The following is a 24,296-nucleotide window of genomic DNA, read 5'->3' as shown; positions in this document are numbered from 1 at the left end:
TTTTTATTATCTTTGATTATTCAAAAAAAGGGAATGGTGTCTCCCTTACCCAACCGCCCTAAAAAGCTGATGGCGCCTGATTAAAATTGAATGTTCAACATTTAATCAGGATATATTATGCGTCATTATCAAAAATCTAAAGGGCAGAGATCCCTTATTAGAACAAAAGCATTTTTTAGAGCTTACCCAATCCTTCCCTATGTCATCAAATGGTTATTGATTAGCCTTATTCTTGGATCTTGTATCGGAACTGCGTCCGCATTATTTTTAGAAACATTAGGCTGGGTTACTGATTTTCGGGAAAATCACCTTTGGTTAATTGCCCTTCTTCCCATAGCCGGTTTCGTGATTGGATACATCTATCATCAATTCGGCAAAGAAGTAGAAGCCGGCAACAACCTATTGATCGATACCATTCACGACCCTAAAGAGATTATACCATTTCGTATGGCACCATTTGTTTATCTCGGTACACTCGCGACACATCTTTTTGGAGGATCTGCCGGAAGAGAAGGAACTGCAATACAAATGGCAGGATCTATTGCCGACCAATTTACAAAACCACTAAAACTCGATCCAAATGAAAGAAAAGTTCTGATAATCTCTGCCATTGCCGCAGGTTTTGCTTCTGTATTCGGAACACCGTTGGCTGGAGCGATTTTTGGGTTAGAAGTCTTTTTGATTGGAAGACTTAAATATGATTCGATTTTTCCTGCATTTGCATCGGCAATCATCGCAGACTTGGTCACAAAACTTTGGAAAACCGGGCATACTCATTATCATATTCCGACCATTCCTGATTTTTCTTTTTTAAATGGTCTTTATGCAATTACTGCGGGTATAGCCTTCGGGCTATGTGCTGCTCTTTTCAGCAAAACCATTCATCAAGTAAGCAAAATTTTTAAAGCAAAAATCTCTTATCCTCCATTAAGACCTTTGGTTGGAGGTATTTTAGTTGCAACCGCAGTTTGGGCTTTAGGAACTACAAAATATATTGGGTTAGGAATTCCTACTATTGTTTCGTCTTTTGAACAGCAATTACCTGCCTACGATTTTGCATTAAAAATGATTTTCACCATTGTTACTTTAGCAGCAGGATTTAAAGGTGGTGAGGTTACACCTTTATTTTTTATCGGAGCTGAATTGGGAAATGCATTGGGCTATTTTATTCCGTTACCAACAGGGCTTTTGGCAGGAATGGGCTTTGTAGCGGTTTTTGCAGGTGCCACCAATACACCGTTGGCTTGCAGTATTATGGCAATCGAACTTTTCGGGAGTGATTGCAGCGTTTATGTTGCTATTGCGTGCGTAGTTGCTTATCTATTTTCAGGGCATAACAGTATCTATGGTAGACAGATGATTGGCGAACCTAAACACAACAGGTTTGGAAGTTATACCGGAAAAAGATTAAATGAACTTTAAAACTAAAACAATGCATACAGAAAATTTAGCCATCGTAAAAATATATTTCCGATACGGACAATCAGTAACAGGGCAGAACTTTTGGAGAAGAATTTGGAATAATAATTTAGGAGATTATCTTTTGAAAAAGGCCAAGCAAAGTTCTATCAAGCAAGCCAATATTTTTACTGCAAAAAGCGGATATTTAAGCAGTGGCCGTATTCAATATAATATTTCTGAAATCCCTTCATCTGAAAACCCTGTTTGTTTAGAGTTGATTGATGACTATAATAAATTAAAAATTTTCTTGAATGAAAACGCAGAGCTTTTAAGGGCAACACATTTAATACTTATCAATAATCATAAATTTAATTACGATTCTAACTGAAAATAAGATGAAAGACTTTATATTAAAAATTGACACAGAAATCCTTTTATGGATCAATGGTCATCATACAGATTTTTTGGATCAATTGATGTGGTTTGCAAGCGGAAAACTAAGCTGGATCCCATTTTACCTTTCCATTTTAATCGTTTTAATTTTAAAATATAAAAAACAAAGCTGGTGGCTGATTATCCTCATTTTACCATTGATAACTGTGAGCGACCAATTAGCAGCATCCATTATTCGTCCAATTTTTGAAAGACTAAGACCAAGTCACCAAAAAGGATTGCAAAATCTTCTGCATTATGTCAATGGTTATACAGGCGGTCAATATGGTTTTGTATCTGCACATACTTTAAATGTTTTTTCACTTGCCACTTACCTGAGTATAGTAACTTATAAAAACATACGATGGATGCCATACGTTCTATTTCCTTGGGCATTTTTTGTTTCCTACAGCAGAATTTACCTTGGCGTACACTATCCTAGTGATGTTATAGTTCCGATATTTCTTGGTGTTTTGAATGGTCTATTGTTTTTCTGGATTTTTAGAAAAATGAAGCCTAAGATTTTTAGATATTCAGATATTAAAAATGAGCAGTAGAATTCTTGTTTAATTTGACCCCAAACGGATTAAATCATCGACTAAAGTGTTTGACATACCTGCATCAATGTCACAAATTTAAAATGACATCAACTAAAGACAGTGGGCGCCATTTTTATTTAGGTTAACGATTATAATACAATAATTATGTCGTCTATGATTTATGCTTCTTGATTCTCTATAGGTTTTACTTGAATTTATTCTTAATTACTATAAAAAGATCAAGCAACTGTATAACCGTTCAAATAATATTACTGTAGATTATTATATTGTTTAGAGTGTTTACAACATTCCACAATATAGCCTACAGCTACCAAACAGATAGGTAACTTTAGTTTATAACAAGCAAAATACTGATAAAAGTCAACAATGAAAATTGTTAGTCAAATTCCACTCATCAAAAATGGCGGTTCATCGATTGCCGACGCAAACTTTCAACTTCAAATCCTGGTTTATCAAACGAATGTACACAAAAATGCGGAAGTGACGATAAACATTAGATTTGCCATTGTTTTACCGAACGAATCAGCAGTTTATTTTGAAAGTAAAAATTCATTTCTGAAGATTTGGGCAATAGAAAACACAAGATGAATGCTCTAAATGTTGAAATTTCTGACAATAATTTCACAGAAGTTTTGAAGGCAGATAATTTAAAGGATAAAAGATTGTTCAGAAAAAAGTTTAGAACAAGTTCAAAATTTCTTCTAAATTCGAAATATAAATTAGCTGGCTAAAAACTTAGATTTAATTAAAAAATAATTACTAATGAAAACCCTAATTATAGAAGACGAAACCGAATTGGCGAAAAGTGTTGCAGAATACCTTTCCGAAGAAAACTATCTGTGTGAGTTTGCAGAGACTTTCACTGAAGCAATGTATAAAATAGAAACGTTTCAGTACGATTGTATTATTCTAGACATTATGCTTCCTGACGGCAACGGACTCAAAATTTTGGAAGAATTGAAATCTCAAAATAAACAAGACGGTGTTATCATAGTTTCAGCAAAAAATGCCTTGGATGATAAAATTAAAGGCTTGCAATTGGGTGCAGACGATTATCTCACAAAGCCATTTCATTTGTCCGAATTGATGGCGAGAATTTATTCTATTATTCGTAGGAAGCAATTCAATAATTCTAATGTCATTACTCAAAATGAATTACAAATTGACCTTTTGTCAAAAACAGTTTCCGTTAATAATGAAGTGATTGCATTGACTAAAAAAGAGTTTGATTTGCTGATTTATTTTATCGGAAATAAAAACAAAGTCATTTCAAAAAGTACCTTAGCTGAGCATCTTTCCGGAGATTTTGCAGATATGTTGGATAATCACGACTTTGTGTATGCGCATGTTAAAAATCTGAAGAAAAAGCTAAATGACGCAGGCTGTGAGCCTTATCTGAAAACTGTGTATGGAACAGGCTACAAATGGGAAAATTCTTAACTTACAACTGATTTGAAACCGCTACTTAATAAAACCACAAAACCCTTCATCATTTATGTCCTGATTATTCTGGTCATCAGTATTCCTATATATTATCTTGTAGTAGATGCGGTTTGGAAACACGAACTGGACGAGCATAATGAAATTGTTGCCGAGAAAACATCTTCTCAAATCAACAGTTTAAAATTATCTGAACAAAAATTAATTGAAACTATAAAGCTCTGGAACGATGTACAGCCAACGACCAACATACAGAATGTAAAGAAAAACGACAATTTCAAAGACAGTATTTTCATTGTAGAAAAGCCACACGATTTTCTGGATTTTGAAGATATCGACAGGTTCAGATGTTTGTCCAAGATTATTTATCTCAATCAAAAACCATATCGTTTCAACATAGAAACCAATATCGAAGAATCTCAGGAAACCATTTTTTTCATCTCGGTGACGACGGTTATTCTTTTTATTCTGATTGTCGGCGGATTGTTATTCCTCAACAGAAGACTTTCAAAATCGGTTTGGAAACCTTTTCGAAATACTTTAGATAAATTAAAAACCTTCAATCTAAATCAACAAACTAAGATTGAATTTTCCAAAACCGATGTTTCCGAATTTGATGAACTTAATCAATCATTAAGTAAGTTGATAGAACAAAATATTTCGGTTTACAAAACTCAGAAAGAGTTTACGGAAAACGCTTCTCACGAGTTGCAAACGCCTTTGGCGATTCTGAAAAACAAACTTGATATTCTTTTACAAAATCAAGATTTGACGGAGAAACAATATCAAATTGCAGAAGAAATGAACCGCGCTTTGTCCAGAAGTTCAAGAATCAATAAAAACCTTTTATTATTAGCAAAAATTGAAAATAATCAGTTTGAGAATTCTGAAATACATCTGGACGAATTACTGAATCAAAGTATGGAAATTCTGCAGGAACATTTTGAACAAAAAAATATCTCTGTAAAAACCGAAATTTCTACTGATATAAAAGTGAACGGAAACATTGGGTTAACTGAAGTTTTGATTAATAATTTAATTTTAAATGCTATTCGACATACTCCGATTAACGGTTCAATTTCTATTAAATTAAACAATTCCGTTTTTGAAGTTTCTAATTCCGGAACAGAAAAATTGAATTCAGATTTGCTGTTCAAACGGTTTTCAAGATTCTCGAAAGACAATAACGGAAGCGGACTTGGACTCGCAATTGTGAAAGAAATCTGCAAATCTCAGAATTGGACTGTTGATTACAGATTCGAAAATAATAATCATATTTTCTCGGTAAAACTATAAATTCTAAATTTCTTCTAAATTGAGTTTCATCTTTACACGTTTTTAAACGCGTAAAAAGTAATGATTCTTAAAAAATTTCAAAAAATATTTTCCAGCAGATTTGCTGTATTATTCTCAATTTTAAGTTTATATATTTTATTTGCAACCCTTATCAGAATTGGATTTCTGTTTTGGTCATCGAAAGATTTAGATTTTAATTTGCTCTATATTGCAAGGGCATTTTTCACAGGGTTTTGCTATGATTTTGCGGTTGGAACTTTATTTTTATTATTGTATTCAATTTATCTTTTGGTTTTTCCGAAACGATGGATTGGTTCCAGATTCGATAAGATTTTCACATACGTTTATCTGGCGATTGTACTTCTCGTCATCTATTTCAGTTTGTTGGCGGAGATTCCTTTTTGGGATGAATTTGGAGTGAGATTCAATTTTATTGCGGTTGATTATCTGATCTATACTTACGAAGTTATTTCCAATATCAACGAATCTTATCCGTTGCCATTAATCATTTTTGTATTAGTTGCCTTGATTGTTTTAACATTCGTTTTCCTTCAAAAAAGAAAAATATTCAGGAATACATTTTCAGATAAAAGACCGATTTTCAAACGATTTGTTCTTTTTTCTGTATTGATTCCAGCTTTAATTTTAAGTTTACTATTGAAAAACAAACAGGCGGATTTTACCAATAATTTAGTTTTAAATGAATTAGGAAAAAACGGAACATTTTCATTTTTCACCGCTTTCAAATCCAATGAATTAGACTACGAAACTTTTTACCCGAAAATTGATGATAAAGAAGCGTATTCTGTTCTGAAGAAAAATCTTTTACAGGAAAATCAAACATACAATTCCAACAAATGGGATGACATCTCAAGAAATACCAAATCTGAAAATGAGCAACGCCCGAATGTCATTCTGATTTCGATAGAAAGTTTCAGCGGAGATTTTCTGAAAGCTTTCGGGAACAAAGACAATCTTACTCCAAACTATGATAAATTGGCTAACGAAAGTATTTTCTTTACCAATCTATACGCAACCGGAACCAGAACTGTGCGTGGAATGGAAGCTTTGACTTTGTCTGTTCCGCCGACTCCTGGAAATAGTATCGTGAGAAGACCAGACAATCAGAATTTGTTTTCTGTGGCTACGATTTTTAAAGAGAAAAATTATCAGCCTTATTTTATTTATGGTGGTGACGGTTATTTTGACAATATGAATAATTTTTTCGGAGGACAGGGCTTTGATATTGTAGACAGAAATCGTGGAAATCCTTTGTCAGACGAAATCAAAACACAGCGTTTCAATATTCCGGACAATGAAGTGAGTTTTGAAAATGCGTGGGGAATTTGCGATGAAGATTTATACAAACAATCGATTAAATATGCTGATAAAAGTAGTAAACTCAACAAGCCATTTTTTCAGTTTGTGATGACTACTTCTAATCACAAACCTTACACTTTTCCAGCCGGAAAAATCAACCTTCCGCAAGGCAACAGAAATGGAGCTGTGAAATATACCGATTACGCTTTGGGGAAATTTTTAGCTGATGTTAAAACAAAATCGTGGTTCAAAAACACAGTGTTCGTCATCGTTGCCGACCATTGTGCGAGCAGTGCCGGAAAGTGGGAAATCAATATCGACAAACATCATATTCCTGCCATTATTTATAATCTTCCTCAAAAAGCGGAGAAAATCAATCGTCTGACTTCTCAGATTGATTTGATGCCGACTTTATTCGGATATTTGGGTTGGAATTACACGACAAGTTTGTACGGAAAAGACATTAATCAGACTAAAATTGGCGACGAACGTGCTTTCATCGGAAACTACAGAACTTTAGGAATGTTGAAAGGCAATATTTTCACTCAGATTGATGACAGAAAAAAGGTAAAACAATTTGATGTGAAAAAATCGAATCAATGTTTATCTGAAGTCAAATCTAAAAATTCACAACTGGTTTCTGAGACGATTTCTTATTATCAAACCGCGAGTGAAAGATTTAAAAATGGAAAAATGAAAGCGAAATAGTTTTCTTCAAAATATCTTCTAAATCAGGTTGCACCTTTGTAAAGTAAAATTTATGGTGTAACCTTTTTTTATTAAGACCAAACCACAAAAGTCACAAAAGTTTTATAGTGGATGTAATTTCTAAAAAGTAAAAAAAAGAAATACTAAACTAAGCTTTTTACTTTTTTATTCTTTAAAAGCATTTTTTTCTTTTGTGCCTTTTGTGGTGAAAAATAAAATTCAATCTCTTGTTCTGTAACCTTTTTTATTAGTAAAAATGATTGTTGACGTTATTTTATTGTTCTTCGGAACCATTCTCGCATTCTGGCTGAGTGCGATTTGCGGAGGCGGTGCAAGCCTTATTTTAATCCCAATTTTAAACCTTTTGTTGCCGGCTTCTGTTGTTCCGTTTTCATTGACAATCGGGACGTTTACAAGTTCGGTTTCAAGAATTGCGGTTTTCAAAAAACACATCAACTGGAAGATTTTCTTTTGGTTTGTTCCGTTTTCAATTCCTGCGGTTTTGATGGGCGCTTACCTCATCAAATATATCAATCCTAGTTATCTTCAATTAATTGTCGCTTTTTTCCTCATTGCCAATGTTCCTCAACTTTTCAAAAAAGTAAAGAACGACGAAACCGATGAAAAAGCGTCTCCGAAATATGTTTTGGCAATCATCGGTTTTCTGGCAGGATTTGTTTCCGGAATTACTGGCGCAATTGGATTGTTATTTAATCGATTTTATTTAAAATTCGGATTAAAAAAAGAAGAGATTGTTGCTACTCGTGCGGCGAATGAAGTTTTTCTGCATCTTATCAAGCTTGTCATTTATATTTCTCTGGGATTGTATTCTAATCTTGCTTTATGGCTGGGATTAGCGATTGCTGTGGCAACGATTATTTCATCTTATACGGTCAAATATATCCTTCCTTACCTCAGTGAAAATCTCTTCAGAAAAATCGGTTACGGCGCAATGGTTGTCGCCGGAATTACTTTATTGATTGGGACTTCTGATAAAATCATTCAGCAAGATAAATTGGGCATTACGATTGCAAAAAGTGAATCGATTATCTCGTGGAGGTCGACAGATTTTGTGATTGAATTTGCCTTCGATGACGGTTTGGAAATCGAAAGACCAATTCGTCCCGAAGAATTACCCAATCATCTTAAAACCAAATACGCTGCTCTGAAAAATCATTATGATGTCATTCATCTGGAAAAGGTTTTCACTTTCCGAAATGAACCTTCCTACGAATTCTATTGTTACAAAGACAATCAGCTTACCAAATTTGAAAGTTAATTTAGAATTTATTATATATGAAACTAATATTCTCAAGCATATTAATTATATTATTAAGTTCTAAAAACCTTTTGGCTCAGGACAGTTTAGCTGTAAATAAAGATTCTATTGATAGTGTTTCTATTGCTCATTTACCTTTCGACAAAGCTTATCAATTCAGTTACAAGAAGCTGATTATTCCCACTGTTTTTATAAGTTACGGCGTTGCAACTTTGAAAATTGACAAATTAAAACAGCTCAATTTCTCAACAAGAAATGAAATCAATGAACATAAACCAGACCATATCAGATTGGATAATTACACGCAATTTGCTCCTGCCGTTTTGGTTTATGGATTGAATGCTTTTGGAGTTGAGGGGAAACATAATTTCCGGGACCGAAGCATCATTTACGGAACATCGCTATTATTAGCTTCTGCTGTTGTAATGCCTACAAAACATTTAGTAAAAGAAGAAAGACCAGATCATTCTAATAAGCTATCTTTTCCTTCTGGTCATACGGCATTTGCTTTTGCATCTGCCCAGTTTATGTACCTAGAATATAAGGATACTAATTTCTGGCTGGGCGTTTCCGGTTATTCTTTTGCAGTTTTCACCGGTGTTTACAGAATGTTGAATGACAAACATTGGTTCAGTGATGTGGTTGCTGGCGCAGGAATCGGGATTTTATCTACGGAAGCTTCTTAATGGTTGTATCCAAAAATCAATAAATTATTAACCGGAAAAAATAAAAATTCTTCTACGATGGTTATGCCTTTTTATCAGAATAAAACAGCTGGAATTGGGTTGGTGAAAAATTTTTGATCATATGATTTAAGGCAACTAAATCTTTAAATTTAACATTTAATTTCAAAAAGATTTGATGAGAAGAAGATATTATGATATGTTTCTATTTATCCGAACTTATCAGACATACATATACTATTTTCTGATTTCATTTTTATAACTTAAATATCAATTAACACCTTTAAAATATTATCTATATCTGCTAATAAATGATTTGAGGTAAGTCCTGTTAAGTTCACAAATAGAAAAATAGCGCCAACTCAAGACAGTTAGCGCCTTTTTTATTTACTTAAAATAATTGTTTTTACATTACCATATTATTTAATTATATAATATAGTATTTTTATATAAATATACATTATTACAAAAAAACAATATTCTTTCGATTTAGTACGCTCATATATTTAATAGCTGCTGTTTATTTTTCGAATTAAATTTATTATTTAAATACTTTCAACTCATACGCCATCTTGCTTGTATAATGTGAAAGAAACTTTAGTTTGTCCCATAGTTTTTTTGACATAGGTAAGCAACAAAATTATTGAAGCAAGACATGTTTATCTATTGCTTACTGTAATTGTTAGAATTAACATTATCTTTTAAATTATTAAAAAAAACTCTCTATTATGAAAGTATTGAACTTACAAGGCTGTGATCCTTTGCTCAGTTTGGATTACATAAGGTTTAGCCTATATTTTAATTTTTTTAAATTGTTAATTTTAAATAATTGAGAGGGGTATGATTTGTTTGAATCATCTTTCCCCCTCAATTATTTATATTATAGAATGATTAATTAGGACAAGTCTGCGTACTCATACAATGCCATTTGAAAGTAGAGCCGCCGTCATTTGAGGTATAAATTTTCAGACAATTGTTGGTTTTATCATAAGTCATCATTCCTTCAACAGGATTGGTAATCACTAATGTTGTTCCATCATCTGCAATGGGTTGATTACTTGCGTTAAAGTTTACCCTGTTGATGACTAAACCTTTGGTTTTAGCTTCCAAAACTGTCCACGCACTTTGTCTTACCATAGGCCAATTATCATTTTCTGCACCAGCTCTTCCCAAAGCAGTAATGCCGTGCTTAGTAGGATACGTGTTGCCTGCATCTGTAATTCCTGGTTTGTAGCACGCAGAAGAGCATTGCGAACTCACCGTCCCATTTTGTGAATCGCCTACTTTTTGACCACTTGCTCCCACGATATTAGGAACACCATTAGTATCTACACAAGAGCTACCCGCACAAAGGTTTTGATTAGTTGCGGTAGAGCCCGTTCCAACAGTTATGATTCCTCCTGCGTTTACCAGTTGAGATGTTGTAATATTAGCTCCTCCTTCTATCGCATCAAGACACCCATCATTGTCACTATCTAAATCTAACTGATTAGCGATACCATCGCCATCACTATCACAATCTATTTGGATTCTTGGTCTTATGGTTTCACTTAAAGCTCCACCATTAAGAGCAAGTACAGTATAACCCATTTTAACAATACGTTTTGTTCTATCTACACCAAACAAAGTTAGATCCGCTGAAACTTGAACACCTGTTGTCTCAATAGAATTCGCTCCATTTGTGGAAGAAAGAAGAATTCCATTGGCTGGCGAAATATTAGCTAAACTTAGATTTAAATTACTTAATCTGGTACCATCTTCATAGACAATAAAGAAATGACCGAATTTAGACGAGGTATCCATACCATTTAAAATAAAATCTACCCCATCAGTAGCTAAATATACAGGATTGCTAAAATTAATAGACATTTCTTTACCTACAGCAGTAGCGTTGCCCATATGCCAACCTATAAAATAATCTGTAACAGCAGGGGTTATTGTTGCTGTTGTAGGAACCACATTAGCGCTACTTACAGTAGTAACTGTAGAAGTTTGACCTCCAAAAAAATCTGTAGAAATAGAAGATTTACATATTTCTGCGGTATCCAAAATTCCATCATTATCATCATCCAGATCCTGCCAATCTGGGATACCATCACCATCAGAATCCAAGCATTGACTATTGTTGGTTGCTATTTGAGAGCCTCCAACAGCTTGTCCTGTTCCTGCAATTGTTGGAACTCCCATTGTGGTTGGTGTATTTCCTACAGTATTTCCTAGATTATTTGATACTGGTCCTGCGATACCAATATAACTACCTCCTGTATTTCCTCCAGACATTGATGAGTTAAATAAATTTGCAGAGGTAAAATTTGCAGATCCTTCAATAGCATCTGGACAGCCATCACCGTCTGAATCTAAATCTAAATCATTTGAAATTCCATCTTGATCTGTATCGCAGGTTTTTAATGCAAATAAAGAAAACGCTACGGAATCTCCAGAGTTTATATTTGTACTATTTATAGTAATACTACTTACTAAAGAATCGCCCTGCCCTTTGAGTAAAATTCTTTGATTATCGGTTCCATGGTGAGTCATTACTCCAGTAACAGGATTAAAATTTAAATAAGGAGCTGTTCCAGATAATCCATAAATTATTAGTGATGTAAATTTTCCATTAGGATTTCCACCATTTACTTTAAAACTCACAGAAGAATTTAAACTGCCTCCAGGATCTAGATCAGTTAAATAGAAAGCTATTTCTTTGGCTTTAACCGGCGTACTAAAGGTATAAGTAAAGTTGTTAAAATTACCCGTAACCACATATCGATTTCCCGCACCACTATTATTGATATAATAATAATGTTTACCATCATTAAAGGTACTGTTTGTGGTTTGAGTAGTGGATGTACCTAAATTTACTGTAAGATTAGAATTGGTATCCCCTTTCCAAATACCATTGCTATTTTGAGCTACAAAACCTGTACAATTTTCATCAATATCAAGGATTCCGTCATTGTCTGAATCAAGATCTAACCAATTTGGAACGCCATCATTATCGCTATCTAAACAGTCATTTTTACTGATGTCCTGAGATTGCCCCATTTCTTGTCCGACTGCTCCGACAGTTACAGGAATGCCATTGGTATCTACTGCAATTCCAAAGTTTTGATTAGGACTTTGAGATGAAATATTTCCTGACGCCGTAGTTAATTGGGAAGTTGTAAAATTTCCTGCGCCTTCTATAGCATCTGTACAACTATCTCCATCACTGTCTAAATCTAAATGATTTGAAATCCCGTCGCTATCAGTATCCAGATATATTGGTAATGTACATAAACTGTCAAAACCTACAGAATTATTATTACCTGCTCCACCTGTAGATGCTGTAAATCCGAAATACGCTGAATTTCCTGCTAAAATGGTTTCAATGGCATTTGCTCCGGTTGTAGGAAAAGTATAATTGGTAACCGGAACTCCATCAAATGTATAGGAAAGATTTCTGGTTACAGAATTCCAATTAATTACCACATCGTGCCATAATCCATCATCTACCGTTCCATCTCCCAACTGACCATCTCCTGCCAATTTACCAGCATTAATCCAAGTAGCAGTAGTTCTGATGCTTCCGTGGTCAAAAGAAGGGTCACAATTTGCGCCATTATTTGCATCATTTACACAACTATTAGCAAAAGTATCTAGTTCTAAAGCAATTCCATTGGCAATTCCTCTTGCGCCTAAACCTTGTCCATTTGTGCCAGATGCTGACTGTGCAAGCGGACTATTGTGAAAAACAATGGCAATACCATCTGCACCTGATAATAATGCTTTTGTAGATAGAGTGAAACTTTTCGTAAAATCTACCTTACCATAAGACCAAACCTGCCCGTTTTGTGCGAGACCATTTGTTAATCTATATTGATGTACCGGTCCTGTAGAAGGACTTGCGATTAAGGTAGCATTGTTATTGGCTTTAAAAATTTTGTCTAAAGTAGTGTTGAGACCGTTTTCTACACAGTCTAAAATACCATCATTATCATCATCAAGATCCTGCCAGTCAGGAATACCATCTCCATCAGAGTCTTTGCAGTCTTTAATCATATCTAAAGAATCTCCAATACCTTGTCCACTTGCTCCAACAATTGTAGGAATACCATTAGCATCTACCGCCGTTCCAAAATTAATGTTTGGAGACTGAGTAGTAAGCGTACCTGATGCAGTGGTTAACTGTGAAGTGGTAAAATTACCTGATCCTTCTACCGCATCTGAACAGCCGTCGCCATCACTATCTAAATCCAGATAATTTGGAATTCCATCACCATCAAAATCAGAACAAGAAATAAACTGTACAGATTCAATCGAAATATCATCTGCATTCGTCGAACCCGAGGTAAATCTTATCTGAAACTCTCCACTAGAAGCAAAGGACTGGGGTAATATAATCACTAAATTAGATGGAGTAGAATAAACTCCGGTTGAAGCTATTGATTGCAAAGTAGTAATATTGGTAATTGCTCCATTATTTCCTGTTACTGTTGGGATGCTTCCAGCTACACCAATCCCAGTATCAATAGTTGCATATACGGTTCCATTATATAAAAATTCTGTAATTAGCCTTCCTGTAGCTGCGGCATTATTGGTTGTAAGCCATCTAATATTGTTAATATTAATTGTGCTACCAGAAAATACGCTTGAAACGGTTTGTTTTACAGTAGTTACTACATTATCAGCGTCAAATTGTAATCCTCTTGCATTTAAAGCAAAGAGACCTGTTGTTGTCCAACTTGGAATAGTTGCTCCAGAAGTTGGGAAAACGCCATCTGTGATTTTGTTTGATGATTGGCATTCGCTATTATCCAAAATTCCATCATTATCATCATCAAGGTCGCAAGTGTCTAAAATTCCATCCCCATCAGAATCTGTTGTGTTTGCTGTAATAGTAACAGTAGCAGCCGGACTATAGCAATTATTTAGATTGTCATAATAAAAAGCATAATAAATACCTGCTGTTGCCTGTGTTATTTGTATTCCAGATAATGCAGTTCCAGTATGGGTACTGTTGGCAAACCAAACTAATGAAGAACCAGTAGGAACTATCCCTGTATGTGCAATATTAAGATTAATTGTAGTTGCAGGACACGAAATACTTAAGGGTGTAGTAACTTCCGGTGCAAAAGCACCTGCAGCACAAGCAGTTACTCCAAATCTATTTGTAGTATTATTAGGGCTATTTGCTGTACCTATTGTAAGAGTGAATTCACCATTAATAGTTCCGTCACTAGTTCCACTTGTGGTACTTTCACCTACAGTACCCCAACCTACAGGCAATTCTTTTGCAGGAGCAGGCTGCCCTACTGAACCTTGTGTTTTACTTAATTGAAATTTTATAACATCTCCTTCTATTAAATTTCCTCCCGATGGAAATGTAAAAACCCCTGATATATTAACCAATGCTGTAGCCACCACGTTACCATTTGTATCTATAGCATTTACGTAAAGTGCATTTGCAGTGTTCCAGCTTCCTCCGCCTGTCCCTCCATTGTTTATTCCGCCTGTTAAGCCATTATTGTCAATATAAACGGTACCAGAAACAGAAGGTCTTGCCATTGGCAAAATAGAAATTAAGTTGGCAGATGCCGCTTCTGTTGAAGGATTGGTTGTGGATCTTGTTAATGTAAAACTTGGGTTACCAAATGCGATGGTTCTATAGGCTGTAGTATAGCCAATTCCATCAAGTTCATTTGGGCTCATACTCGCTAAATTGGTTGAGCTTCCTGAAGTATTTGAAACAATATCAGATTGTATGGTAGTCCAACCACTTGAAAATGTGACTTGCTTTTCTTGAGTAATTCCACCTGTTCCAAAAAATACAATATCATTGATTGTATTACCAGTAGGAATTGTAGGGGTAGTTGCGGATAGCGTTAGAATATTAGTGGTGTTGAAATTTCTAACATTTGTCCAGTTTAGTAACGATGGGTTAGGATTTGCATTCGCAAAAACAGCAATATTTACAATGATTTCATCGCCCCCATTTTCAGGTAAATTAATTCCTGTGAAAGTAATTGTAGATGCTCCGGTAGGCAGTCCCATAGCATCTGACACATACCTTACAGGATTCTGGGTAGAAAAGATAGTTGTATTAGGAGATGTAAGTACATCTGTAGTCCAAGGACTAGAAAGATACAATGCCTGAATTCCGTTCACTTGAATAGGAAGGGTATTGCCATCATCGTTGCTTCCGTCTGGAGTAGACAAATAATTACTCGCTAAGGTTGGGCTGTGAACTCTTTCTGCAAAGGCAGTAATAATCATTAACCTATTTTTCCCAGCTGGTATATTTATACTAACCGAAGGTATTCCTGAAGTCCCATTACCGTTAGCTTTATATGTGCCACTTGCAATGAGAGTAGGTGTTTGTGAGTAGCCAAAAATAGAAATAGCTACCACCAATAGCGCTAAAAAATTTTTAAATTTTGAATTCATATTAATTAAGTTTTCACATTGAATTGTTATGTTTTTTGAAGTTATTTCTTGGTCATTACAATAACTTTTTTACCATCTTTTTCGTAGTTGACACTTCTTGGTCACAGGTTATAGAGCTACCTAGAAACTGTGTAGTGCTTACATTTAGCCTTGTTTTGAGAGATTTTGTCCGGAACAGGAAACTTTTGAATGGGAACTCTATTCTAAGAATGAATCATTCTTAATACTCAATAAATTTATGTTTGGGAGATTTTTTCAAGTTTCTGTATCTTCATCTAGTGTTATTAAGTTAGGTTTTATTTAAAGGATTACTAATAAATCTTTTTGATCTTATTTTATATTCATTCGATAAATGATATTTGCGAAATAAATTTTAAATTTCATCAGTTTTTATTTTAATATTTCAACGAAAATAAAATAATTACATATTATTATTAAATAAAAAACCAAATTATTAAGAATAATACACTTTCGCTATTTATATTATTAGCAATAGACAATAACACTATAAACAAAAGATAAAAAACACGCAGTAAATCAATCTTTATTTTCTTTTGAAACGAAGTATCTTCTTTTTAATCTACTTAATGAGGTAGGATGAATTCCTAAATAAGAAGCAAGATCTTTTGATTTCACATTTAAAATTAATTGAGGATTTTTTTGCAAAATTTCTAAATATTTTTCTTCCGGAGATAAGCTTAAAGATGTATAAAAATTACGGTAAATTTCTACCGCTGTTCTTTTCCAGTACATTAGAAGCAAGCTGGCAATATTCGGATATGATATGATTGCTTCTTCTAAATCATCATAATTAAGCAAAAACATACTCGTCTCTTCTAATGTTTCAAAAGTGAGGGATGAAGCGCGATCAAGAGCTAAAGTATCAATTGATCCATAAATTCCATTATTTTGTACAAACCAAACCGTTCTATTATTCTTATTATAAACTCTTATTAATCCTTTTAGAATTATCCCTACCTGTTTTATTTGTTCCCCTCTATGAAGTAATATTTTATCCTTTGGAATGGTGACAAATTGAACCAATTCTAAAAGTTTTTCTCTGTCTCTCGAATCTAAAAAAGTATTTTGATCAAAATATTTATCTGAAAATTCATTTAATGTCATAGTAATTTCGATATGTGATTCCTGAATAATATTTTATAATTGATGACCATTTTGTTTTACCTAAAAATCATTGACGGCTAATCTCAAATATTATTCTTTGGGTTAATTTTAAAAAAGCCTTCAGCTAAAAAAGAAAAAAGAAATCTGAAAGATCTCTAAAAACACAAATGACATTTTTAGACTGAAGGCAACATCGATTACCTTATTTTAAGGCTTCCAAAATGACCAATTTGTACCATTAAAAACCGCTAATTGTCTATTGGTGGTATCATATACCAACATTCCTGCTGTCGGATTTTTGATGTTAAGATGTGGCAAAGCCACTTTTGGCAAAATCATAGCTTTATCCGTATCAGTAAGGACTAAAATTCCGGGAGTAGTATCCGTAGCGCCATTTGCTCCTATTGCTGCTTTTGCATTGGGTAAATCTGATTTAGAATCTTGCAATGCAGTATTGGCATTTCCATTGGCATCTACACTCAAATCGAACCAGGTCCCTGCTTTTTTATACTTTACTTTGTGATCAGACGTGTCGTAAACGATTGTTCCATCTACCACCGTGTTACTTCCTGCATATCCTGTAATAAAAGGAGAAGAATTACTAGTTCCTGTCACCCAAGGAAGTACAATTCCCTTTTTTTCGGTTGTATCTGAACCAAATTCTAAAGAAATTCCCGGATTAGGAGTTACATTATCCGATAGCTTTGTGATTTCTGACTTTCCAATAGCTACCTGAGAAAATGCCATTGTAGAAACTCCAATCAATACTAAAATAGTTGTCTTTTTTTTCATAGCTGTAATTTTATTTTTTTGTTAAGTTTTAATTCTGTTCTTTAATTGAGATTTCCAATGGTGGCAAGATTTTACTGCCACCCGTTTGGAAAACTCCTCTTATATTAAATTGTGTTTATATTAATTAGGGCACGCTTGTGTAGTCATACAATGCCATTGGAAGGTGGAACCACCATTATTTGATGTATACATTTTCAGACAGTTGTTGGTTTTATCATAAACCATCATCCCTTCAACTGGATTAGTAATCACTAATGTTGTCCCATCATCTGCAACAGGTTGGTTGCTCGCATTAAATCTTACTCTGTTGACAACAAGACCCTTTGTTTTTGATTCTAAAACAGACCAAGCACTTTGTCTTACCATCGGCCAATTTTCATTTTCCGTTCCTGCTCTTCCTAAAGAAGTAATGCCGTGCTTAGAATTATAAATATTTCCTAAGTCCAGAACTGCTGGCTTATAGCAGTATGATGACCCAACAGTAACAGCAGTAGTAGGACTGTAACACAAAGCAAGACCATCATAAAAAGATGCATAATAAGTAGTACCAGCAACTATTGCTGTAGAATTTGCCAATTTGTTAGCATCCGTAGCTGGAGTTGTAGAGTGAATCGTAATGACTGTTCCTGCTGGTTGATTGCTAGCAGATAATAAAGCTATTAAGTCTCCTACAGTTGCAGGATTTGAAGTAATATTTGTATTTGCTAAAGCAGGCGATGCTGTACCAGATTGGCAAGTTAAACAACCCCAATAAACATTGTTTGGAAGCTGATAAGAAACTCTTAGACCTGTGCCTGTAGAAAAGAATGCTGGTGTAGCGACAGAAGCTGTGGGATTATTTGCATCTGGTAAATAATATAGTCCATAATCTGTTGGAAAACTAGAAATATATAATCTATTATCCTTTGCTACTTTTAATCCATAGATAGAAGGAAGAGTACTTGCTTGAGTTGATAATCCCGTTGTATTATCATAATACATTAAGGCGTCACCATTTTTGTAGTAAATATAATTTCCATTAGGAGATAAAGCTACTGAATAGCCTAATCGTTTATCAGTATCTGGAACGCCTGTAGAAACAGTAACCTTAACATCCCAAACTCCTAATGCACCAGTGGAAGGATTAAAATTAGCCATTCCCACTTTATTATGTCTAGCAATAAGTACTTTACCCGGAATTCTTGGATCCCACGTAATAAATGAATTTGCAGCAATATTAGCAGCAAGTACCCCTGTAAGATTAGGAACACTAATTGATGAAACTGGAGTTGAATTAAAACCAGAAATTTCTGAATACAAATATGATTTTACATTTTGATCAGCAGTATTCACTAATATCCAATAATCGGTTCCATTAGTATGGGGAATGACTTCTAACGCTTCGTAAATAGAATTAGCTGGTAAAAGAGTGGTAATATTGGTAAGAGTATTGGTCTCTAAATTATATTTTGCGCTTACTAAAGTTCCTGCTGTATCTGCTGTTGCATTACCAAAAATGATAAAATCCCTACCCTTAACTCCTTGAGGATCTGGAATAGCCGCAGCCGCTTCTCCTGCTGAAGCATTGCCTCCAACCAAACCTATAGCAGCAACACCTGTAGATGCTTTATACACTTTATTACCGTCTGTCACGAAAAGTAATTCGTTAGTTACAGGATGTGATACTGCTGTATTTCCTTCGATACCATCAAGAGTTCCTTGCCCCAAAACCCCCACAGCTGGATTATTAACCACCGCTGTGCCAGATTGAAAATCTATTCTGACCTTAGATTGTTGAAATGGCAACCACCAAGTTTGCTGTGCAGCATAAGGGTCTGGTGGACAAACGAAACAAGGATTGATTGTAGCTATAACGGCAGACGATGCAGGGCTATAACAATTATTAATACTATCAAAATAGAAAGCATAATAAGTACCAGCTCCTGCCTGTGTTATTTGTGTTCCAGATAAAGCAGTACCTGTGTGGGTATTGTTGTTAAACCAAACTAAAGAAGATCCTACAGGAATGGTTCCAGTATGTGCGGTATTAAGATCTACATATGTTGCAGGACAGATATTTGTTAAATTTTGTATAGTAGGGGCAGTAGCACCAGCAGAACAAACTTGATTAATACCATATCGTAAACCTGTGATATTAGTTGATCCAATAGTTAAATTGATAATGCCGTCGTGAGTGCCATCATTAGGATAAGGCGATACTCCAGTAGCATTTTCTCCAACTGTTGCCCAGCCAGAAGGAAGTGCCTTTAAAGGAGCTGTGGCTCCAATAGTCCCTGTGTTTTTGCTAAGCTCTAAGCGATAAGTATTTCCTTCTTCCACATAGCCTGTAGGTATGGTAAAAGCCCCCGCTGCGCTTACAGTGGCAGAATATATTAAATTATTACTGCTATTAATTACATTCACATAAGTACCTCCTGCATTAGTACCTGCTCCATTGATGTTTGTAGCGCCATCAGTGTCTTGATATATGTTGCCAGCTATAGATGGTGACGCGAAAGGAATTAAATATAATACCTCTGTATTAAACAAAGCTACTCTTGTACTTGATGCTCTAGAAAGAGTTATAAACGGATCTGTTCCATCTGTAATATAACGGTGAGCTAAAATACTACTAATTCCGTCTTGCTCATTTCCAGAAGTGGCTAAAAAAGCACCATCTGATGATCCTGCAAGATTACTTATTACCTCATTTTGAGTGATATTCCATCCACTTGACAATATTAAAGGAATTTCTTGCGTGACAAACCCGTCAGCAGCATATAAAAAGTGGCTTGCAACTCTTCCGATTGGTGGAATTGGGGCTGGTTTAGTTAGAGTTGTTGAAGAAAGTGTAGTAGCTGGATTATCAGCTCTTCCCCCTATCCAACTAGTACCTTTTACATTTTCGTATAAAGTTACAATTACTTCCATTTCGTCTGCTACAGATTGAGGGGTACGTATAGTGGGAAAAGTGATTGTATTATTTCCTACAGTTAAACCATTTGCCTCACTTAAATAAGACATTTGTGAGAGAGCAGACTGATAAATTTGAGAGCTAGTATCCCTATTGGTTAATCCTCTAAATAAATAGTTAGTTGCTAAAATATTATTTGCTTTAATTTCAGTTAAGTAAGCACTGTTGTTAATATCTATTACATTACCATTTCTAGGATTATGATACCTTTCAGCAAATACCCAAATCATAAGCATCATATTTTTATGTCCTGTTGGCACATTAAAAGTTACAGTTGGTACACCAGAAGCTCCACTTCCTTTCGCAGAATATTTCTGGCTACTGACTAATGTAGGCACAGATAGTTGTGCAAAACTACAGGTCGAAATTGTGACTAGTAGCCAAGTTAAAATTTGTTTTAGTTTAATCATTTGTTAATTTTAAATTTTTTTTCGATTTTAAATTTTTGTTTAGATATTATAGCCTCGTATTCTTTAGTAATGGTGAGAGCTTAAAGTCTGGACATCCATATATACATATTGACATTGGGAGGAATATTTAGTTTTTTCCGAATTCTGTATTTTTTTCCTTCTACTGCTCTTGTGGATATTTTTTTAAACTGTGCAATTTGCTTAGTTTCCAAATTGAGTTTTATGTATGCACAGAACTCAATATCTGAGAACTTCATTGCCGGATTAATTCTTAGCAGCTTCTCACTGAAGTCGGGATAAGCTTCTAAAAAAGCAATATAAAATGAAGTACTATCTTCATTCAATAACCTTAAAAGTGTACTTACCGGAATCCTTCTGCTTTCCGACATTGCAGAAAAAAAATGGTCTTTTTCTATCATTTGTATTTTTTAAATAGGTATACAACTTCCTAAGACAATCATTAAGTTTTTTGATTATCTTATATTTAAGCGATAATTATTTTGTTTATAAATGCTTTTTCTCTGTATAAAAGAAAAAACGTCACTTAGAATAAGCGGGTTGGTGGTCTCACAGAATGTTTGCCAGATAGATGGCAAACTTTAATAATAGGATTAGAGTAACTAAAATTTTGTCTTACTTCAAAATATAGTGTTTTGTCAGTAGTTTTGACTAGAGAGACTATGACTTTTATTAAATACTGACAGTTGCCTGTCGTAAAAACAATTTTCTCTTTTTGATTTTGAGAAATTGAATCTGGGTGATGTGTAGAATAATAATACGCCCGCAATGGCTCTTTTTGAACATAAGGAATTGAGGCTTTATTAGTTACTACTTTTTTAACAGTCTTTTTTTGAGTGGAAGATCTTTTATTCTTTTTTATTGTTTTGATTTCAACATTGCTAAACGCTTCAATATTATAAACAGTAGCATTATCAGAAATAAAAATCTGTGCTTTTTCAGTTTCTATTTCTTTTAAATCCTCACTCTGGACTCTTTCAATATTTACAAAGTCTCCCGACCCAAAAACAATAGCTTCTCCTGATAGAATAATTTTAGAGTCATCGTTACTTTCCGAGGTGCTGATTTTTCCATAGATCGGATTAGCAAAAAACACACATACCAACGCAAAAAATGAAGTCATTTTGAAAAAAATAACCCCAGAAACGCTAAGTAATTTAAAATTTGTTTTTTGCAAACGTGTAATTTTTGTATTGAAAAATAGTGTCTTATTTTTCTAATCGACAAAATTACTTTTCATTTGCAGTTTAGTATAAATTTTGTGTTATCGGTATTTCACGTAAACTACACGATATTTATTTTGTTTTGATTTTCAGAATGTTACATTTGTAAAAAAGATATATATTGGTTATAATTTTAAAAACCAGATATACATATTTTCCTCTGCTGAAATTCCTAATTTTTTCCGAATTCTATATTTTTTCCCTTCTACAGCCCTTACAGATATTTTTTTCATAATTGCAATCTGCTTAGTTTCTAGATTGAGTTTAATGTATGCACAAAATTCTATATCGGATATTTTCATCAAGGGGTTAATGTTAAGAAGCTTTTCACTGAAGTCAGGAAACGCTTCTAGAAAAGTTAAATAAAACGAAGAATCATTTTTTAGTGCAAGACTGATAAGATGATTATATGGATTCGTTTTGACAACCGGGTCTTTTTCAGAAGTTACCTTTATTACGGTTTCTATTTGATTTTTCTTTTTATTGAAATAAAGCTTTCTACCTCCAATTACTATAATTAATAAAGCAACAGCCGACAAGAAATAAAGCAGTGTCCTATTTTGAGAAGAAGTTTCAGTTACTTCTCCTTTATTAGCATATAGTAGAGGCTTCACCTCACTTAATCCTTTGTTTTCTTTGATCTGGATACTATCTTCCAGATTACTAGATTTTTGTAAAAACAGCGCTTGCTTTGCGTAATCTTTTTTCTCTCTATAGATTTCAGCTACTTTAGAATATAATTCTTTTGTCTTAGCCGTATATCCAAGCGCTTCTCCAATTTTTATGGCTTTATTATAGCTTGCTAATGCATTGTCATTTGAAGAACCTTTATAATGCTTAAAATTATATTCCACATCGCCCTTTGCTTCATAATAATCAACTCCCAGATAAGTTACCTCTCCGAATGTCTTAAGCTCTTGTCCTCCTATTTTTAAATATTTTATTGCTTCTTCATACCTTTTTAACAGAATAAGAGAGTTTACCATTAAATTGGTCGAATACAGAACACTTTTTGCACGCTGATGATTATTTTCGATTAATATTGATTCGTTATAAAGTTTTTTTGAAATGGATAATAAAGAATCGGCATAAGAAGATTTCGGAAGTTTCGATTTTTCAAAATTATACCATTGATAGATATAGATTTCGGTTTTCGCTTTTCTTCTTTTTTCTTTATCCTGAATCTTGTAAAGATATCTTTCTGCAAGATTAAGAACTTTTTTTGCCTGAGAATAATTTTTATCCATGAAAAAAATCTTTGCTTCAAGACAATTTGCATAAGTATATTCTTCGTACTGTTGGACCGACAAAGAGAGAGATTTCAGATATTTTAAGTATTGAAGTGCTGATATAAAATCTGAGTATGATGACTTAATTTCTACAATTCTTTTTAATAATCTTATCTGACCTTCTTCATAATCTATTTCTTTGGCTTGATAGTAAAGCTCTGTTAGTTTTACAAGTCCTTCATCATTAAAAAAATTAGAACTCCAGAGAGCAGTGGTTATACTGTCGATTTGCTTTTCTGTTTTTTTTTCCTGAGAATAAAAAAAAACAATATTAAAGATTAATAACAAAAGAGGTATTTTTGTTTTCATTGTTATTCAGTTAAATAGTATAAACAGCATAAATTATATTGACCTTAACAAATATATTAAATACAGGTTTTGCAAAGAAAGTGAAAATAAATAAAGATACTGATAGAAGCCATTCACCGTTTTTTTCTTTTTTCAAGCCTTTTTCCAAATCTTACATTAAATATTTCGATATTTCTTTAGTTATGAGTACAAGACCACAAGAGCTAAATAAATACTTACTATTCGAATATTAATTTCTAAAATTTTCGATTATTAAATTACATTAAACAAAAAGTTTAACAGAATTTGCTTGATAAAATGGAGGAATATAATTCATTTTTAATTTGACTTAATAAAACCAAATCATCGACAAAAGTGTTTGAAGATACGCTCGTCGAGGTCACAAACTGCCAAATAGCGCCAACTGCATACAGTTGGCGCTATTTTTATTTACTTAAAATAATTTTTCTTTTAAGATTACACATCTCAATAAACCTTCATCAACATTCGATCATAAATTTCTATTGCCGAACTTCAAATAAGGTATTTTTCTCAATTCTACACCTATCCGGTTGAACTTCGTTCATCACAAGGGCTGGATAATTTTCTTTCATAGCTTTAATATATCAAATTGAAATTCCTGTTCTCAAATT

Annotated in this window: 16 protein-coding genes and 1 riboswitch; of the genes, 9 read left to right on the top strand and 7 right to left on the bottom strand. The window is 33.8% G+C overall.

The genetic code is table 11. From position 1 onward, the window contains the following. The first annotated feature begins 20 nt into the window (after positions 1–20). Positions 21–86: riboswitch (Fluoride riboswitch) on the top strand. Between the two features lie 31 nt (positions 87–117). From FOL89_RS01075 to FOL89_RS01035, 9 genes are all read left to right on the top strand, one after another. Continuing rightward, complete coding sequence (locus FOL89_RS01075; protein ID WP_185146882.1) at positions 118–1,422, top strand: voltage-gated chloride channel family protein; 1,305 nt, start codon at positions 118–120, stop codon at positions 1,420–1,422. A gap of 10 nt (positions 1,423–1,432) precedes the next feature. Continuing rightward, a complete protein-coding gene (locus FOL89_RS01070; RefSeq protein WP_185146881.1) occupies positions 1,433–1,789 on the top strand; it encodes a DUF190 domain-containing protein in 357 nt (118 codons plus the stop codon). A gap of 7 nt (positions 1,790–1,796) precedes the next feature. Then, positions 1,797–2,390 carry a phosphatase PAP2 family protein gene (locus FOL89_RS01065; protein ID WP_144280999.1) on the top strand — a complete coding sequence of 198 codons (594 nt, stop codon included), beginning with the start codon at positions 1,797–1,799 and terminating at the stop codon, positions 2,388–2,390. A gap of 369 nt (positions 2,391–2,759) precedes the next feature. Then, on the top strand, positions 2,760–2,981 hold the full coding sequence (locus tag FOL89_RS01060) for a hypothetical protein (protein ID WP_144280998.1): 222 nt from the start codon (positions 2,760–2,762) through the stop codon (positions 2,979–2,981). 174 nt (positions 2,982–3,155) lie between these two features. Then, entirely contained in the window at positions 3,156–3,833 is a 678-nt protein-coding gene (locus tag FOL89_RS01055; protein ID WP_144280997.1) for a response regulator transcription factor, read from the top strand. 12 nt (positions 3,834–3,845) lie between these two features. After that, positions 3,846–5,129, top strand: coding sequence for a sensor histidine kinase (locus FOL89_RS01050; RefSeq protein ID WP_144280996.1), 1,284 nt, complete (start codon positions 3,846–3,848; stop codon positions 5,127–5,129). A gap of 60 nt (positions 5,130–5,189) precedes the next feature. Further along, complete coding sequence (locus FOL89_RS01045) at positions 5,190–7,157, top strand: LTA synthase family protein (protein WP_144280995.1); 1,968 nt, start codon at positions 5,190–5,192, stop codon at positions 7,155–7,157. A 256-nt stretch (positions 7,158–7,413) separates the two neighbouring features. Then, complete coding sequence (locus tag FOL89_RS01040) at positions 7,414–8,436, top strand: sulfite exporter TauE/SafE family protein (protein ID WP_144280994.1); 1,023 nt, start codon at positions 7,414–7,416, stop codon at positions 8,434–8,436. Positions 8,437–8,453: 17 nt separating this feature from the next. Next, positions 8,454–9,122, top strand: a complete 669-nt coding sequence (locus tag FOL89_RS01035; protein WP_228444834.1) for a phosphatase PAP2 family protein — start codon at positions 8,454–8,456, stop codon at positions 9,120–9,122. A gap of 888 nt (positions 9,123–10,010) precedes the next feature. Here FOL89_RS01035 and FOL89_RS01030 read toward each other — a convergent pair. From FOL89_RS01030 to FOL89_RS01000, 7 genes are all read right to left on the bottom strand, one after another. Next, a complete protein-coding gene (locus tag FOL89_RS01030; RefSeq protein ID WP_144280993.1) occupies positions 10,011–15,545 on the bottom strand; it encodes an L-type lectin-domain containing protein in 5,535 nt (1,844 codons plus the stop codon). 537 nt (positions 15,546–16,082) lie between these two features. After that, positions 16,083–16,670, bottom strand: coding sequence for a Crp/Fnr family transcriptional regulator (locus tag FOL89_RS01025; protein WP_144280992.1), 588 nt, complete (start codon positions 16,668–16,670; stop codon positions 16,083–16,085). 207 nt (positions 16,671–16,877) lie between these two features. After that, the gene (locus tag FOL89_RS01020) at positions 16,878–17,462 is read right to left on the bottom strand and encodes a hypothetical protein (RefSeq protein WP_144280991.1); all 585 of its coding nucleotides are present in this window, start codon (positions 17,460–17,462) and stop codon (positions 16,878–16,880) included. 120 nt (positions 17,463–17,582) lie between these two features. Beyond that, positions 17,583–20,825 carry a hypothetical protein gene (locus FOL89_RS01015; protein WP_144280990.1) on the bottom strand — a complete coding sequence of 1,081 codons (3,243 nt, stop codon included), beginning with the start codon at positions 20,823–20,825 and terminating at the stop codon, positions 17,583–17,585. 80 nt (positions 20,826–20,905) lie between these two features. Beyond that, positions 20,906–21,244, bottom strand: coding sequence for a helix-turn-helix transcriptional regulator (locus FOL89_RS01010; protein ID WP_144280989.1), 339 nt, complete (start codon positions 21,242–21,244; stop codon positions 20,906–20,908). Between the two features lie 125 nt (positions 21,245–21,369). Then, on the bottom strand, positions 21,370–22,020 hold the full coding sequence (locus FOL89_RS01005; RefSeq protein WP_185146880.1) for a hypothetical protein: 651 nt from the start codon (positions 22,018–22,020) through the stop codon (positions 21,370–21,372). 171 nt (positions 22,021–22,191) lie between these two features. Further along, on the bottom strand, positions 22,192–23,664 hold the full coding sequence (locus FOL89_RS01000; RefSeq protein WP_144280987.1) for a helix-turn-helix transcriptional regulator: 1,473 nt from the start codon (positions 23,662–23,664) through the stop codon (positions 22,192–22,194). Between the last annotated feature and the right edge of the window lie 632 nt (positions 23,665–24,296).

The sequence above is a fragment of the Chryseobacterium echinoideorum genome, from assembly GCF_007474535.1.
GTDB classification, from domain to species: domain Bacteria; phylum Bacteroidota; class Bacteroidia; order Flavobacteriales; family Weeksellaceae; genus Chryseobacterium; species Chryseobacterium echinoideorum.
The sequence above is the reverse complement of the archived record's forward strand: the minus strand, read 5'-3'. Positions and strand labels throughout refer to the sequence as shown.